Origin of the sequence: Burkholderia sp. AU18528 (assembly GCF_002223215.2) — a bacterium.
In the GTDB taxonomy this organism is placed as follows: Bacteria; Pseudomonadota; Gammaproteobacteria; order Burkholderiales; family Burkholderiaceae; genus Burkholderia; species Burkholderia semiarida.
Genome location: NZ_NKFC02000005.1, coordinates 75,320 through 90,731, shown reverse-complemented (window position 1 = coordinate 90,731; position 15,412 = coordinate 75,320). Strand labels below are relative to the sequence as shown.

The 15,412-nt window shown below is 68.9% G+C and carries 17 protein-coding genes; 4 read left to right on the top strand and 13 right to left on the bottom strand.

Translation table 11 applies throughout. From position 1 onward, the window contains the following. Window positions 1-88 precede the first annotated feature (88 nt). Complete coding sequence (gene msbA, locus CFB52_RS11920) at window positions 89-1,840, top strand: lipid A export permease/ATP-binding protein MsbA (RefSeq protein ID WP_059646519.1); 1,752 nt, start codon at window positions 89-91, stop codon at window positions 1,838-1,840. Between the two features lie 94 nt (window positions 1,841-1,934). After that, on the top strand, window positions 1,935-2,324 hold the full coding sequence (locus CFB52_RS11915) for an RcnB family protein (RefSeq protein ID WP_059646521.1): 390 nt from the start codon (window positions 1,935-1,937) through the stop codon (window positions 2,322-2,324). 80 nt (window positions 2,325-2,404) lie between these two features. On the opposite strand, the gene CFB52_RS11910 is transcribed toward CFB52_RS11915, so the two are convergent. The 13 genes from CFB52_RS11910 to upp all read right to left on the bottom strand — a co-directional run bounded on the left by CFB52_RS11910 (window position 2,405) and on the right by upp (window position 13,970). Further along, entirely contained in the window at window positions 2,405-2,971 is a 567-nt protein-coding gene (locus tag CFB52_RS11910) for an aromatic acid exporter family protein (RefSeq protein WP_059583684.1), read from the bottom strand. Between the two features lie 41 nt (window positions 2,972-3,012). Continuing rightward, window positions 3,013-4,272, bottom strand: a complete 1,260-nt coding sequence (locus CFB52_RS11905; RefSeq protein ID WP_059583682.1) for an MFS transporter — start codon at window positions 4,270-4,272, stop codon at window positions 3,013-3,015. Next, a complete protein-coding gene (locus CFB52_RS11900; RefSeq protein WP_099316670.1) occupies window positions 4,269-5,234 on the bottom strand; it encodes a PRC-barrel domain-containing protein in 966 nt (321 codons plus the stop codon). Before CFB52_RS11900 ends, CFB52_RS11905 begins: the two co-directional genes overlap by 4 nt. 383 nt (window positions 5,235-5,617) lie before the next feature. Beyond that, the gene (locus CFB52_RS11890) at window positions 5,618-5,953 is read right to left on the bottom strand and encodes a YggL family protein (protein WP_059583676.1); all 336 of its coding nucleotides are present in this window, start codon (window positions 5,951-5,953) and stop codon (window positions 5,618-5,620) included. Window positions 5,954-6,078: 125 nt separating this feature from the next. After that, a complete protein-coding gene (rng, locus tag CFB52_RS11885; protein ID WP_059583675.1) occupies window positions 6,079-7,548 on the bottom strand; it encodes a ribonuclease G in 1,470 nt (489 codons plus the stop codon). 8 nt (window positions 7,549-7,556) lie between these two features. Continuing rightward, window positions 7,557-8,204: a nucleoside triphosphate pyrophosphatase gene (locus CFB52_RS11880; protein WP_099316669.1), complete on the bottom strand. Its 648-nt coding sequence runs from the start codon at window positions 8,202-8,204 to the stop codon at window positions 7,557-7,559. 51 nt (window positions 8,205-8,255) lie between these two features. Next, window positions 8,256-8,726 (bottom strand): 23S rRNA (pseudouridine(1915)-N(3))-methyltransferase RlmH, encoded by a 471-nt coding sequence (gene rlmH / locus CFB52_RS11875; RefSeq protein WP_048249282.1) that lies wholly within the window; start codon window positions 8,724-8,726, stop codon window positions 8,256-8,258. Between the two features lie 19 nt (window positions 8,727-8,745). Beyond that, window positions 8,746-9,189: a ribosome silencing factor gene (gene rsfS, locus CFB52_RS11870; RefSeq protein ID WP_006484266.1), complete on the bottom strand. Its 444-nt coding sequence runs from the start codon at window positions 9,187-9,189 to the stop codon at window positions 8,746-8,748. A 4-nt stretch (window positions 9,190-9,193) separates the two neighbouring features. Beyond that, window positions 9,194-9,970, bottom strand: coding sequence for a nicotinate-nucleotide adenylyltransferase (locus CFB52_RS11865; protein ID WP_373453012.1), 777 nt, complete (start codon window positions 9,968-9,970; stop codon window positions 9,194-9,196). Beyond that, entirely contained in the window at window positions 9,936-10,859 is a 924-nt protein-coding gene (gene hemF, locus CFB52_RS11860; protein WP_060312048.1) for an oxygen-dependent coproporphyrinogen oxidase, read from the bottom strand. The genes CFB52_RS11865 and hemF overlap by 35 nt, the downstream gene beginning before the upstream one ends. Window positions 10,860-10,977: 118 nt before the next feature. Beyond that, window positions 10,978-12,258: a phosphoribosylamine--glycine ligase gene (purD, locus tag CFB52_RS11855; protein ID WP_099316668.1), complete on the bottom strand. Its 1,281-nt coding sequence runs from the start codon at window positions 12,256-12,258 to the stop codon at window positions 10,978-10,980. 104 nt (window positions 12,259-12,362) lie between these two features. Further along, window positions 12,363-13,091 carry a YebC/PmpR family DNA-binding transcriptional regulator gene (locus CFB52_RS11850; protein ID WP_059583669.1) on the bottom strand — a complete coding sequence of 243 codons (729 nt, stop codon included), beginning with the start codon at window positions 13,089-13,091 and terminating at the stop codon, window positions 12,363-12,365. A 228-nt stretch (window positions 13,092-13,319) separates the two neighbouring features. Then, window positions 13,320-13,970: a uracil phosphoribosyltransferase gene (upp, locus tag CFB52_RS11845; RefSeq protein WP_006481871.1), complete on the bottom strand. Its 651-nt coding sequence runs from the start codon at window positions 13,968-13,970 to the stop codon at window positions 13,320-13,322. Between the two features lie 217 nt (window positions 13,971-14,187). On the opposite strand from upp, the gene CFB52_RS11840 reads away from it, so the two are divergent. Continuing rightward, window positions 14,188-14,967, top strand: coding sequence for an SDR family oxidoreductase (locus CFB52_RS11840; RefSeq protein ID WP_060312052.1), 780 nt, complete (start codon window positions 14,188-14,190; stop codon window positions 14,965-14,967). 52 nt (window positions 14,968-15,019) lie between these two features. Next, window positions 15,020-15,412: a methylglyoxal synthase gene (locus CFB52_RS11835; protein ID WP_060312056.1), complete on the top strand. Its 393-nt coding sequence runs from the start codon at window positions 15,020-15,022 to the stop codon at window positions 15,410-15,412.

Genomic DNA, 15,412 nt, shown 5'->3' with positions numbered 1-15,412 from the left:
GGGCGAATCCCGGGCAGCCACGCTCCGGGCGCCGCGTCGCGGCTCAAGAAGGATTGCCTTGGAAACCCAGAACACTCTTCGCAAACCGATGGACGGCACCGGTACGTCGCCGATCACGGTTCTTAAACGCCTGTGGCCGTACATCCGGCCGCTCATCGGCATCGTGGTGCTCGCCGTGATGACGATGGGCGTCGTCGCGGCTACCGAGGCCGGGATTCCGGCGCTGCTCAAGCCGCTGCTCGACCACGGCTTCGGCGCGCACGGCAGCGACCGCGCGAAATGGTACGTGCCGATCGCGGTGATCGGCCTCGCGCTCGTGCGCGGCGTGTCGCAATACACGTCCAACTACCTGCTCAACTACGTATCGAACCGCATCCTGCTGCAACTGCGGCTCGAGATGTTCCAGCGGATGATCCATACCGGCGCGTCGTTCTTCCAGCGCGAAACCGCGAGCACGGTGATCAACGCGATCGTGTTCGAGGTCAACCAGATCCTGTCGGTGCTGACGGGCGTGATGGTCACGCTCGTGCGCGATTCGCTGACGGTGATCTTCCTGCTCGGCTACCTGTTCTACCTGAACTGGCGGCTCACGCTGATCGTCGCGGTGATCCTGCCGGGCATCGGCTGGCTCGTCAGCAAGATCAATCGCCGGCTGCGTCGCCTGAACCGCGAACACCAGACGCTCACCAACGAACTGTCGTACATCGTCGAGGAGACCGTCGGCGGCTACAAGGTCGTCAAGGTGCACAACGGCGAAGCGTACGAGATGGACCGCTTCACGACGATGAGCAAGCGCCTGCGCGGCTACGCGATGCGCATGACGATCTCGGGCGGCCTTGCGCAGCCGCTCACGCAGTTTCTCGCGTCGATCGCGCTCGCGGTCGTGATCACGATCGCGGTCGTGCAGTCGTCGAACGACCAGACGACGGTCGGCGGGTTCGTCGCGTTCGTCACGTCGATGCTGCTCGTGATCTCGCCGCTCAAGCACCTGATCGACGTCAACCAGCCGCTGCAGCGCGGGATGACGGCCGCCGAGCTGATTTTCGGGCTGATCGACGAGCCGGCCGAGCCGCAGGGCGGCGGGCGGCCGCTGTCGCAGGCGCGCGGCGAGATCGAGTTCCGCGCCGTGTCGTTCGACTACGGCGCGGCCGAGCGGCCGACGCTCGACCGCATCTCGTTCAAGGTCGCGCCGGGCGAAATGATCGCGCTGGCCGGCCCGTCCGGCAGCGGCAAGACGACGCTCGTGAACCTGCTGCCGCGCTTCTTCGACCCGACGGACGGCACGATCCTGGTCGACGGCGTGTCGGTATCCGACTACGACCTCCACGCACTGCGCAGCCAGATGGCGATGGTCAGCCAGGACGTCGTGCTGTTCAACGACACGATCGCCGCGAACGTCGCCTACGGGCAGACGCCCGACCGGGCGCGCGTGCAGGCCGCGCTCGAGGCCGCGAACCTCGCCGACGCGGTCGCCGCGATGCCCGACGGGCTCGACACGCTGGTCGGCGGCAACGGGATGCGGCTGTCCGGCGGCCAGCGACAGCGGCTCGCGATTGCGCGCGCGATCTACAAGGACGCGCCGATCCTGATCCTCGACGAAGCGACGTCGGCGCTCGATTCGGAGTCGGAGCGCCACGTGCAGGCCGCGCTCGAACGGCTGATGGAAGGTCGTACGACGCTGGTGATCGCGCACCGGCTGTCGACGATCGAGCGCGCGGACCGCATCCTCGTGCTCGAGGCCGGCAAGATCGTCGAAGAGGGCAGCCATGACGAACTGCTGCGCCACGGCGGCCTCTACGCGCACCTGCACCGGATCCAGTACCAGCAGCAGGCGGCGTGACCCAGGGTCATGCGGCCACGCGATGCCGTGTGCTATCTTCATCGGGCAGTCCTGGTCGTTTCTTGTTCGACGTGACACCACGGAGGGAAGGACAATGAAGAGGATGCACGGCATGATGCTGGCCGCACTGATCGCGGCGGGCTGCGCCGCGACGGCGGCGATGGCGCAGGATCACGGTAACCACGGCAATCGCGATGACCGCGGCGGCCCCGGCATGCATCGCGGGCATGGCCCGAAACACGTGCCGCCCGGCCACGCGATGCATCGCGACGACGTACCGCCGCGCTGGGCCGACGGGCCGCGCCGCGACTGGCACAAGGGCGACCGGCTGCCGGACGAATTCCGCGATCGTCAGTACGTGGTCGACGACTGGCGCGGCTACCACCTGAGCGCGCCGCCGCGCGGCTATCACTGGGTCGGCGTCGGCGGCGACTACCTGCTCGTGCAGATCGGCTCGGGCATCGTGCTGCGGGTCGGTCCGTAACCACCCGGCCCGTCACCCGTCACCTTCACGCAGCGTTCCGATCGTTCATCCGGCTGCCGGGCGCGTCGCCCGGCGCCGCATCACCTTGCCGCCGCGCGGCCGAACCAGCGCCGCTCGATTCTCGACATCACCCAGCACACGCCGAGCGCGCACACCGTGCCGAGCGTCACTTCGCCGAGCCGGATCAGCGGAACGTCCCACAGCGGGCCGTTGCCCGGGAACAGCAGCACGATCGTCGCGGTCACTCCGCCGAGCCGTGCCGCGCTGCCGATGTTCAGGCACCAGCAGCAGACGATCACGACCGCGACCGTGATCGCGTACGCGACGAGGCGATCGCCGCCCAGCGCCGCACCGGCGAAACCGAGTACGCCGCCGACCATCGCGCCGATGAACTGGTCGCGCGACAGCGACATCGTGTCCGAGTAGTTGTGCTGCGTGACCGCGATCGCGGTGATCGCCGCCCATACGGCCTGCTCGGTATGCATCGCGCGGCCGATCGCATACGCGAGGCACGCGCCGCACACCGCCTGCAGCGCCATCAGTCCGCCTTGCGCGAGCCGCTCGCTGAATGACAGCCCCTTGAACAGATCGAAGATCGACTGCTGGATCTGCTGACGGGCTTCGTTGAGTGTCCTGATCGTATCCATCGTGCGTCGGTCAAGAAGCGGGTAGCGGCGGTGCGCCGCCGTCAATGCGCCTGTTCGGGCGATGCGGCCGCCGGTTCGTCGGCCGTCGCATCGCCGTTCCCGACGCGCGTTTCGGGCATCACGAGCCACACCAGCAGCACCGCGAGCGCGCCGGCGGCCGCGAGCCCGAAGAAGCTGACCGCGTTGCCGAAGTGATCGGCGACGTAGCCGGCCACCGCGGTGCTGAGCGTCGCGCCGATCCCGGCCGCGAGCCCGAACAGCCCGATACACAGGTTGTAGCGGCCCTTGCCGCCCGCGACGTCGGCCGCGATCAGCGGCAGCATCACGCCGAACACGGCCGCGCTGATGCCGTCGAGCATCTGCACCGGCACGAGCAGGTACGGACTGCTGACGCCGGCGAACAGCAGCGCGCGCACCGGCAGCGCGGAGAAGCCGAGCAGCAGGATCGGCCGGCGCCCCCAGCGCTGCGCGGAGCGGCCGACCCATGGCGACAGCATCGCGACGATCGCCTGCGGCACGATGATGCACGCGGCGATCACGAGCTGCACGTTCTCGCCCATCCCGGCCGTGACTTCGCCGGCCGCGAGGTTCAGCATCGCGGCGTTCGACAGATGGAACAGCACGACGCAGGCCGCGAAGATCAGCATCCGGCGATCGCGCAGCAGTTCGAGCAGCGTTTCGCGCTCGCCGGCTTCGTCGACGTCGTCAGGCTTCGACGACTGCGGAATCACCTGGTGCGTCGGCTGGATCATCGCGAGCGCGAACAGCGCGGGCAGCGCCAGCACGGCGGTCAGCCAGAACACCGCGCGGGCGGAGAAGTATTCGCCGGTCAGCCCCATCAGGCCGGCCGCGACCGCGCTGCCGATCGACGCCCAGCGCGCGTTGCGGCCGAGCCGGTCGCCGAGGTCGGCGCGGCCGACGAGCGAGAACGAGATCGCGGCCATCGCCGGCACCAGCATGCAGCTGGCAAAACCGTGGAACACCTCGGCGGCGATCACCGGCACGATCGTCGGACTCGACGCGAGCAGCACCGCGGACAGGATGATGGCCGCGATCGCCCACGCAGCCGCGCCTTTCTTGTTTTTCAGCGCATCGACGGCGGCGCCGCCCGGCACCTGGCTGACCATCGCGCTGATCGTACCGATCGACAGCACCATGCCGATCTCGCCCTGCGTCCACTTGTGCGACGCGAGGTAGGACGCGATGAACGGACCGAACCCGGTTTGAACGTTTGCAACGAAAAAGTTGAGCCAGTCGAGGGCCCGGAGACTGCGAACGCTGACGGAATGCTTGATCGTCATCGGGTGGCACTCGCAGACGAAGCCGGCGCCGCCGGGGCAACGGGCGGGAAGACGGCGACGATCGGTTTGTCGGCCGCGTACGGCGGCGACGCCTTGATCTGCGCGTCGTTCAGGTCGAGTTGCGCGCGCAGCGCCTTGTCGCGCGTGACGAAGCGCAGCGCGCCCCAGCTCGCGGCGATCGAACGCCGGTCGGTATTGACGAGCCCGCCGAGGTCGAGCACGACGGCCTGCGGCTGGGCGCCGCGGTCGATCAGCACGTCGACGATCCGGCCGATCTTCGTGCCGTTCGGGCGCTCGACGTCGCTGTCGAGCATCGGCAGGCGCGTCGCCGGCGACGCCGCGGCCGAGCCGGACAGCGGCACGGCCTTCGGCCGCGCGGCCGGCGGCAGATCGCCCGACGGCACGTCGAGCACGATCGGCTCCTGCTTGCCGCCCGGCGTGAAGCGGAACACGCTCCACGGGAAGATGACCTTGCGGTCGCCGATGCCCATGAAGCCCTGCAGATTGACGATCATCTCGCGCGGCTTGCCGCTCGCGTCGACCACCATGTCGACCGCGCGGCCGACCACCTTGCCGTTGCGGCGCGCGACCTCGCTGTCGAGCAGCGCATGGATCTGGGTACGGTCGAGCGGGCGCGTCGCGACGATCGGCGGGGGCGGAGGCGGCGGCGGGGTCGGCGATTCGGGGCGCTGCACGGGCTTCGGCCGAGCGACCTCGCGGTGCGGCTTCTTCGGCGCTTCCGGCGTCTCCGGTTGCGTCGGCGCGGGCACGGGCGGCATCGTCAGCGGCTCGCCGGCTGTCTCCTCGACCGGCTCGACGAGCGCCTCGCTGATTGGTGCGGGCGGGTTCTGGACCGGCAGCAGTCCGCAGCCGGACAGCAGCGCGGCGGCGGCGAGAATCAGGAAGACCGTCGACGACGGCAACGACTTGCGGGATGCGGGAAACGGGAGTCCGCCGCTCATTGACACTCACTCCATGGGTCGGGGGCGGCCCGAGGGCACGCGGCTGGCGATGGATGGCGGGTGCGGGCGGCGCACCACGCGAGGTGAGAGTTTAACGTGTCTTGCTTTCAGGTCCGATTTCGATGGCGGGTTGCAGGCCGGCCGTCGGGAAAAGGAAGGGATCGAAGGCCGGCCGGCGGTCCGGCGGCGGCGCCGGATCGTCGACAACGACGCGGGCGCCGCCGGTGCGTCGGCTCGGCGAGCCGAGCCGACGCCCGCGGACAGCGACTTCAGCGTCGCAACGCCCGCCGCGATCATGACCATTCGGAAAAGCGACGCCAGCGTGGCCGGCCGTCGTGGCGGGACGGCGCGAGCGCCGTCTTAAGCCGCGTGAAATCCCGAAATCAGGCGTCCGGATACCATGCGTCGGTGAATTCGCTGACCTTGACGTCGGTCAGTTCCGGGCGGGCGGCCAGCCACCCGCGCACGCGTTCGCGGTCGGCGTCGGTCGTCGTGCCGCGCGGCGCGCCGGAGATCACGTACGCGCCGATGCCTTCGTCCGCGGACGCGACGGTCAGCAGCCCGTTCGCTTCGACGAAGTCGATGAACGCATCGATCAACTGGCCGCGCTCGAGGTCGGTCATGTCGTTGCGGTAATGCGCGGTGGCGTTGAACGCGAGTTCCTGGAATTCGCCGATGTGGAGTTTCTTGCGTTGGCGGCGGTTGTGGCCTTGGCTCATGGTGTGTGGTGAATGCGAAAAGGGTCAATGAAAGGGCGGCGGCGGGGCCGGCGCGGCATGCGCGAACAGCCCGGACGCCGCATCGGGGCACCGCCCGGCAATGCTGGCGGCGGATGGGCGAAAGGTTACATCAGCACGATGTCGTACTGCTCCTGGCTCAGGTTCGATTCCACTTGCAGCGACACCGGCTTGCCGATGAAATCGATCAGCATCGCCAGATGCTGCGACTCCTCGTCGAGGAACAGGTCGATCACCTGCTGCGCGGCGATCACGCGGAACTCGCGCGGGTTGAACTGCCGCGATTCGCGCAGGATCTCGCGCAGGATGTCGTAGCACACGGTGCGCGACGTCTTCACCTGGCCCTTGCCCTGGCAGGTCGGGCACGGTTCGCACAGCACGTGCGCGAGCGATTCGCGCGTGCGCTTGCGCGTCATCTCGACGAGCCCGAGCTGCGAGAAGCCGTTGACCGTCACGCGGGTGCGGTCGCGCGACAGCGCCTTCTTCAGCTCGGACAGCACCGCGTCGCGATGCTCGGCGTTCTCCATGTCGATGAAGTCGATGATGATGATGCCGCCGAGGTTGCGCAGCCGCAGTTGCCGCGCGATCGTGTGCGCGGCCTCGAGGTTGGTCTTGAAGATCGTGTCGTCGAAGTTGCGCGCGCCGACGTAGCCGCCCGTGTTCACGTCGATCGTCGTCATCGCCTCCGTCTGGTCGATCATCAGGTAACCGCCCGACTTCAGGTCGACGCGGCGCGACAGCGCGCGCTGGATCTCCGTCTCGATGTTGTACAGGTCGAACAGCGGCCGCTCGCCCGTGTAGTGATGCAGCTTCGGGCTCACGGCTGGCGTGAACTCGCCCGCGAATTCCGCGAGACGCGTGTACGTCTCGCGCGAATCGACCTGGATGCGCGTCGTGTCGTCGTTCGCGAAATCGCGCAGCACGCGCTGCGCGAGATCGAGATCCTGGTACAGCAGGCTCGTCGCCGGCAGCCGCTGCGCTTGCGCGACGATCGTCGCCCACGTCTTGCGCAGGTACGTGACGTCGCCGGCCAGCTCCTCGGAGGTCGCATCCTCGGCGATCGTGCGTACGATGTAGCCGCCTTTCTCGTCCGGTGGGATCACGGCCGTCAGGCGCGCGCGCACGGCCTCGCGCTCGGCCTCGCTCTCGATCTTCTGCGAGATCCCGATGTGCGGTTCCTGTGGCAGATACACGAGCGTGCGGCCCGCGATGCTGACTTGCGTCGACAGCCGCGCGCCCTTCGTGCCGATCGGATCCTTGATCACCTGGACCATCAGTGTCTGGCCTTCGAACACGATCTTCTCGATCGGCTGGTGCGGCGCGCCCGACTGCGGCTCGCCGGCGAGGCGCGGATGCCAGATGTCGGCGACGTGCAGGAACGCCGCGCGCTCGAGGCCGATGTCGATGAACGCCGACTGCATGCCGGGCAGCACGCGCACGACCTTGCCCAGATAGATGTTGCCGACCCGCCCGCGCGACAGCGTGCGCTCGACGTGAAGCTCCTGCACCGCGCCTTGCTGGACGAGTGCGACCCGCGTTTCCTGGGGCGTGAGGTTGATCAGGATTTCTTCGTTCATGGTGGGATTCAGAAGGCGAGGCGCGCGGTGCGCAGCAACGCGGCAGTCTCAAAAAGGGGCAGACCCATGATACCCGAATGGGAACCGTCGATTCGCTCGATGAATTCAGCGGCGCGCCCCTGGATCGCATACGCGCCCGCCTTGCCGAACGGCTCGCCGGTTTCGACGTAGCGCGCGAAGGCGTCGCGCGGGGCAGCCGCAAAGCGCACCGACGAGCGCGACAGCGCGGGCTGCAGCAGTTCGCCGTCGGCGCCGATCACGGCAACCGCGGTGAGCACCTCGTGTTCGCGGCCCGCGAGGCGGGTCAGCATCGCGAGCGCATCGTCGGCGTCGGCCGGCTTGCCGAGGATCGCACCGTCGATCGTCACGGTGGTGTCGGCGACGAGCACCGGCGCGGCCGGCCTGCCGCTCGCGACGAGGCGCGCCCGCGCGGCCTCGGCCTTCGCGACGGTCACGCGCCGCACGTAAGCGTCGGCGGCTTCGCCGGGAAGCTCGGCTTCGAGCGCCTCGGCGTCCTCGTCGGGGCGCGGCAGCAGCAGCTCGAAGCGTACGCCGATCTGCCGCAGCAGCTCCTGGCGGCGCGGGCTTTGCGAAGCGAGGTAGAGCGTCTGGGAAAGCGGGGTCGGGGAAAGTGCGGGAGACGTGCTGGACGGCATGGTGTCGTTATCTCGTTGAGCGCGCGCGGCGCGCGTCTCGAGGACGGCACGTCATGCGCGGTGGTAGGGGTGATTCTGCGTGATGCTCCACGCCCGGTAAAGCTGTTCGGCGAGCAGCACGCGCACCATGCCGTGCGGCAGCGTCATGCTCGAGATGCGCAGCAGCACGTCGGCGCGCGCTTTCAGCTCCGGATCGAGCCCGTCGGCGCCGCCGATCACGAACGCGACGTCGCGGCCGTCCTGCTGCCAGCCGGGCAGCGCCTGCGCGAGCTGCATCGTGGTCCAGTCGCGGCCGCGCTCGTCGAGCGCGACGAGCCGCGCGCCCTTCGGCAGCGCGGCCTCGATCTTCTGCCGCTCGGCCGCCATCACGCTGTCGGCGCTGCGGCCGCCCGAACGCAGTTCAGGCTTGATTTCGCGCAACTCGATGCGCAGCTCGGGCGGCATCCGCTTCGTGTATTCGTCGAAGCCGGATGCGATCCAGCCCGGCATCTTGTGGCCGACCGCGAGGATGAAAAGCTTCATCGGGGAGACGCGCCGCGACTCAGCGGCGGCGGGCGGCCGTCTTGCGCGCCGGGCGGGCGGGCGCTTCTTCCTCTTCCTCGTCGTCTTCGCTCGCCGTCGCGAAGCCGTTGCCCTTGCCGCCGCCGAGCTTCATCCGCACGGGCTTGTCGCCCCAGATTTCCTCGAGGTTGTAGTACTGGCGCAGCGCCGGTTGCAGGATGTGCACGACCGCGTCGCCGCAGTCGACCAGCACCCATTCGCCGGTGTCCTCGCCTTCGGAGCTGACGACGTCGCCGCCGGCTTCCTTGACCTTGTCGCGCACGTTCGACGCGAGGGCCTTGGTCTGGCGGTTGGAAGTGCCCGAGGCGACGACCACGCGGTCGAACAGTTCGGTCAGGTGGCTGGTGTTGAACACCTTGATGTCTTGCGCCTTGACGTCTTCGAGGGCGTCGACGATCACGCGCTGCAGTTTGCGAATATCCATGGGTTCAGGAATGGTAGAGGCGATGTTGAAGAATATAGGCCCATACGGCGGCTGGCACATGTTCGGCCGACGCGTCGGGCATTTGCGCATGGCGTGCGATGCATTCGCGCAGGTGCGCGCGGATGTCGGTCGCGGCGATGTCGAACGAAAGGGTCGTATCGATCAGCAGGCGGCCTGCCGGCGTCGCCTTCAGCACGTCGGCGCCGGCCTGCCGCGCGGCGATTTCCCGCGCGACGTCCGGCGGCGCCGCGCCGAGCTCGAAGCCCGGGCGCGTCGACACGCCGATGTGCGCGTAGTCGAACAGCGTGCGCCAGTCGCGCCACGTATCGAGGCGCACGAGCTGGTCGGCGCCGATCAGCAGCGACAGCGACGCATCCGGGCCGATCCGCTCGCGCCAGCGCGCGAGCGTCTCGACGGTGTAGGTCGGGCCGGTGTGCTCGATCTCGTCGGTGGCGACGGTCACGGTCACGCCCGGCACGGACAGCGTGCCGGCGGCCGCACGCGTCATCGCGAGCCGGTGCTCGGCGGCCGACACGTCGCGTTTCTGGTACGGCTGTCCGGCGGGCAGCAACACGAGCTCGGTCAGGTCGAGCAGTTCGGCGAACCGGCGCGCGAGTGCGAGATGGCCGTCGTGGATCGGGTCGAAGGTGCCGCCCAGCAAGCCGATACGGCGCGGCAGCGGGGCGGGGCGGGTGGTGGTGTCCAGAGAAACGCGTCCTTTCGTTGGGGCAGCGGGGCGGGCGGGTTCAGACCCAGTCGCGCGGCACGAGGAAGTCGCTATACAGGCGCGCTTCCGGCGAGCCCGGCTCGGGCTGCCAGTTGTAGCGCCAGTTCGCGACCGGCGGCATCGACATCAGGATCGACTCGGTCCGGCCGCCGCTTTGCAGCCCGAACAGCGTGCCGCGGTCGAACACGAGGTTGAATTCGACGTAGCGGCCGCGCCGGTAGGCCTGGAAGTCGCGCTCGCGCTCGCCGTACGGCAACTCGGCGCGGCGCTCGACGATCGGCAGGTACGCGTGCAGGAACGCATCGCCGACGCTTTGCATCAGGTCAAACGAGCGTTCGAAACCGGGCTCCGAGAAATCGTCGAAGAAGATCCCGCCGATGCCGCGCGTTTCGTTGCGGTGCTTCAGGAAGAAATATTCGTCGCACCATTGCTTGAAGCGCGGGTAGAGCTCGAGGCCGAACGGGTCGAGCGCATCCTTGCAGGTCTGGTGGAAATGCCGCGCATCGTCCTCGAAACCGTAAACCGGTGTCAGATCCATGCCGCCGCCGAACCAGAACACGGGCGCCTCGCCCGGTTTCGTCGCGATCAGCATCCGCACGTTCATGTGCACGGTCGGGCAGTACGGATTGCGCGGGTGCAGCACGAGCGACACGCCGAGCGCCTCGAAGCCGCGGCCCGCGAGCTGCGGGCGCGCCGCGCTCGCCGACGGCGGCAGCGCGTCGCCCGCGACGTCGGAAAAGCCGATTCCCGCGCGTTCGAACACGCGGCCGCCTTCGAGAATCCGCGTGCAGCCGCCGCCGCGCAGGCGTTCGGCCGGCCCGCGCTGCCACGTGTCGGTCGCGAGCGGCGTGCCGTCGAGCGCGCCGAGCGCGTCGGCGATCCGTGTCTGCAGGCCCTGGAGGTACGTGCGCACGCGCGCCACGTCGTAGGTCGAATCGGTCATGTCTGGACTGGCTGCCCCCGCCTGACGCGGGGGCCGTAAAAAAAGCGTCTGCCGGGCATTCTATCGAACCCCGGCAGAGGGGCCGCCGCCGCGAGCGCGCGGGGCGGCGACGGCGACGTCACGCGCTCTTGCGGTTGAGCGCGCGAAAGCCGATGTCGCGGCGGTACTGCATGCCTTCGAAGTTGATCTGGTTGATCGTGTCGTATGCATGCTGCTGCGCTTCGCGTACCGAATCGGCGAGGCCGACCACGCACAGCACGCGGCCGCCGGACGTCACGAGCTTGTCGCCGTCGTTGAGCGTCGTACCCGCATGGAACGTCACGGCCTGTTCGGTTTCGGCCGGGATGCCGTTGATGCGGTCGCCCTTGCGCGGCGCGTCCGGGTAACCGTGCGCGGCCAGCACGACGCCCAGCGCGGTGCGGCGATCCCAGTCGAGCTCGACCGTGTCGAGCGTGCCCGCGATCGCCTGCTCGACGACCTTCGAGAAATCGCTCTTCAGGCGCGCCATGATCGGCTGCGTTTCCGGGTCGCCCATCCGGCAGTTGAACTCGAGCGTGCGCGGATTGCCGTCCTTGTCGATCATCAGGCCCGCGTACAGGAAGCCCGTGAAGCGCATGCCGTCCTTCTCCATCCCGCGCACGGTCGGCATGATGATCTCGCGCATCACGCGTGCGTGCATCTGCGGCGTGACGATCGGCGCGGGCGAATACGCGCCCATGCCGCCGGTGTTCGGGCCGCGATCCTCGTCGAGCAGGCGCTTGTGGTCCTGGCTCGAAGCCAGTGCCAGCGCATGCTTGCCGTCGACCATCACGATGAAGCTGGCTTCCTCGCCATCGAGGAATTCCTCGATCACGACGCGCGCGCCGGCATCGCCGAGCTTGTTGCCCGACAGCATCATGTCGACGGCCGCATGCGCTTCTTCCAGCGTCATCGCGACGACGACGCCCTTGCCGGCCGCGAGGCCGTCGGCCTTCACGACGATCGGCGCGCCCTTCGCGTCGATGTACGCATGGGCGGCGGCCGCGTCGGCGAAGGTTTCGTAGTCGGCGGTCGGGATGCCGTGGCGCTTCATGAACGCCTTCGCGAAATCCTTCGAGCTTTCGAGCTGCGCGGCTTCGCGGGTCGGGCCGAATACCTTCAGGCCGCGTGCGCGGAACAGGTTGACGATGCCGGCCGCGAGCGGCGCTTCCGGCCCGACGAGCGTGAACGCGACGCCTTCGCGTTCCGCGAAATCGGCGAGTTCGTCGAGCGCCGTGATGTCGACGTTCTTCAGACGCTCGTCCCGCGCCGTGCCGCCATTGCCGGGCGCGACGTAGACCATCTGGACGCGCGGCGACTGCGCGAGCTTCCACGCCAGCGCATGTTCGCGGCCGCCGGAACCGACGACGAGTAGTTTCATGGGATTCCCCGCAGACTAGAAAACAGGGCGGCCGGCACGCTCAGGCGCGCCGGCCGCGGAATCGGTCGGGCCGCCGCCGCGACAGGTGCGCGGCGGCCGGCATCTCATTCCTCGACGATGACGGCGTTCGTGTACACGTCCTGCACGTCGTCGAGGTTCTCGAGCGCGTCCAGCAGCTTCTGCATCTTCGCCGCGTCGTCGCCGGTGAATTCGACTTCGTTCTGCGGCTTCATCGTCACTTCGGCGAGTTCGGCCTTGAAGCCCGCGGCTTCGAGCGCGTCCTTCACCGCCGAGAATGCCTGCCAGTCGCACAGCACTTCGATCGAGCCGTCGTCGTTCGTGTTGACGTCGTTCGCGCCGGCTTCGAGCGCGGCTTCCATCAGCGCGTCTTCCGACGTGCCGGGCGCGAACAGGAACTGGCCGACGTGATCGAACATGAACGCGACCGAGCCGTCGGTGCCCATGTTGCCGCCGAACTTCGAGAATGCGTGGCGCACTTCCGCGACCGTGCGCGTGCGGTTGTCGGTCAGCGTGTCGACGATGATCGCCGCGCCGCCGATGCCGTAGCCTTCGTAACGGATCTCTTCGTAGTTCGCGCCGTCCGCGCCGCCGACGCCGCGATCGATCGCGCGCTTGACGTTGTCCTTCGGCATGTTCGCGTCGGCCGCCTTGTCGACCGCGAGACGCAGGCGCGGGTTCGAGTTGACGTCGCCGCCGCCGAGGCGCGCCGCCACCTGGATTTCCTTGATCAGGCGGGTCCAGATCTTGCCGCGCTTCGCGTCGGCCGCTGCCTTCTTATGCTTGATGTTGGCCCATTTCGAATGACCAGCCATACCTTTCTCCGTGCCCGGGCGCGCGGCGCGGGCGATTGTTTCAGTGTGTCGTTGAATCGGCGGCCGTGTCGGCGGGCATGAAGCCGCGGGGCCGCGCGTGTCGAGTGGAGCGTGATTTTATCACGCGGCGACCGCCGGTTCGGGGCCGCCGCGCATGGCCGAACGGCCAGGGCGGCCGTCGCGGCGCGCCGGGCCGCGCGGCACGGCGGCGCCGGACGCCTGGTGCGGTCAGTTCTTGGTGCCGAACAGGCGGTCGCCGGCGTCGCCCAGGCCCGGCACGATGTACGCGTGCTCGTTCAGGTGCGAGTCGAGCGACGCGACGAACAGCTTCACGTCGGGGTGCGCGTCCTGGAACACCTGCACGCCCTCGGGCGCGGCGACGAGCGCGACGAACATGATGTTCGCGGCCGGCACGTTGCGGCGCTTGAGCACGTCGACCGCGTGCACGGCCGAATAGCCGGTCGCGACCATCGGGTCGCACAGGATGAAGATGCGGTCTTCCAGGTCCGGCAGGCGCACCAGGTATTCGACCGGGCGATGGTCGTCGGCGCGGTACACGCCGATGTGGCCGACGCGCGCGGACGGCACCAGGTCGAGCAGGCCGTCCGACATCCCGATGCCCGCGCGCAGCACGGGCACGATCGCGAGCTTCTTGCCGGCGATCACCGGTGCGTCGACCGCCACCAGCGGGGTTTCGACCCGCTTGGTCGTGATCGGCAGGTTGCGGGTGATCTCATAGCCCATCAGCAGCGTGATCTCGCGCAGCAGTTCGCGGAACGTGCGCGTGGACGTGTCCTTGTCGCGCATGTGCGTGAGCTTGTGCTGGATCAGCGGGTGATCGGTGATGAAGAGGTTCGGGAAACGGCTGTCCTGTTTCATGACGGGGTGCCTTGACGGCAAAAGGGGATCGGGGGCGGCGGCGGGTGTGGGCCGGCCGTCGCTCATGGCCGCAATTTTACCAAGGCGCGCCGCGCGATCCGGATATTATCGACGTCTCACGACAATCCGCGTGCCGCGCCCGCCCGTTCGCCCGTTTGCCTGCCGGCCGGCGGCAACGGGGAGCCGCGTCGGCACGCGCGCCACCAGGGAAGCGAAGATGGATCTCGGCATCGAAGGAAAGACCGCGCTCGTGTGCGCGGCCAGCAAGGGCCTCGGGCGCGGCTGCGCGGAAGCGCTGGCCGCCGAGGGCGTGAACCTCGTGATCGTCGCGCGCACGCGCGACACGCTGGAGGAAACCGCGGAAGAGATCCGCGCCGGCGCGAACGTGTCGGTCACGGCGGTCGCGTGCGACATCACGACGCCGGACGGCCGCGCGGCCGCGCTCGCCGCGTGCCCGCAGCCGGACATTCTCGTGACGAATGCCGGCGGCCCGCCGCCCGGCGACTTCCGCGATTTCTCCCACGACGACTGGATCCGCGCGCTCGACGCGAACATGCTGACGCCGATCGAGCTGATCCGCGCGACCATCGACGGGATGATCGCGCGCGGCTTCGGCCGGATCGTCAACATCACGAGTTCGGCGGTGAAGGCGCCGATCGACGTGCTGGCGTTGTCGAACGGCGCGCGCTCGGGGCTGACCGGCTTCGTCGCGGGGCTGTCGCGCAAGGTCGCGGGGCAGGGCGTGACGATCAACAACCTGCTGCCGGGGCTGTTCGATACCGACCGGATCGCGACGACGCTCGCCGCGTCGGCGAAGGCGCAGGGCGTGACGGTCGACGAGATGCGCGCGCGCCGCACGAAGGACATCCCGGCCGGGCGCCTCGGCACGCGTGCCGAATTCGGCGCGGCCTGCGCGTTCCTGTGCAGCGTGCACGCGGGCTACATCACCGGGCAGAACTGGCTGCTCGACGGCGGCGCGTATCCGGGCACGTTCTGACCCGCGCTTTTCGATTCACGACGACGACAACCGAACGACGAAGGAACTGGAGATGAGCAAACCCCGTATCGCACTGATCGCGCATGACGCGAAGAAGGACGAGATCGTCGCGCTCGCGGGTCAGTTTCGCGAGACGCTCGCGCAATGCCGGCTGGTCGCGACGGGCACGACGGGCGGCCGCATCGCGGCCGCGCACGGGCTTGAGGTCGAGCGCAAGCTGTCGGGGCCGCTCGGCGGCGACCTGCAGATCGGCGCGGAACTGGCCGACGGCCGCGTCGACCTCGTCGTGTTCCTGCGCGACCCGATGACCGCGCAGCCGCACGACCCCGACATCACCGCGCTGGTGCGCGCGTGCGACGTGCACGACGTGCCGGTCGCGACCAACGTCGCGACCGCGCGGATGCTGCTCGACGATCTGGCGAGGAGCATGCAGGACGTTTGCTAG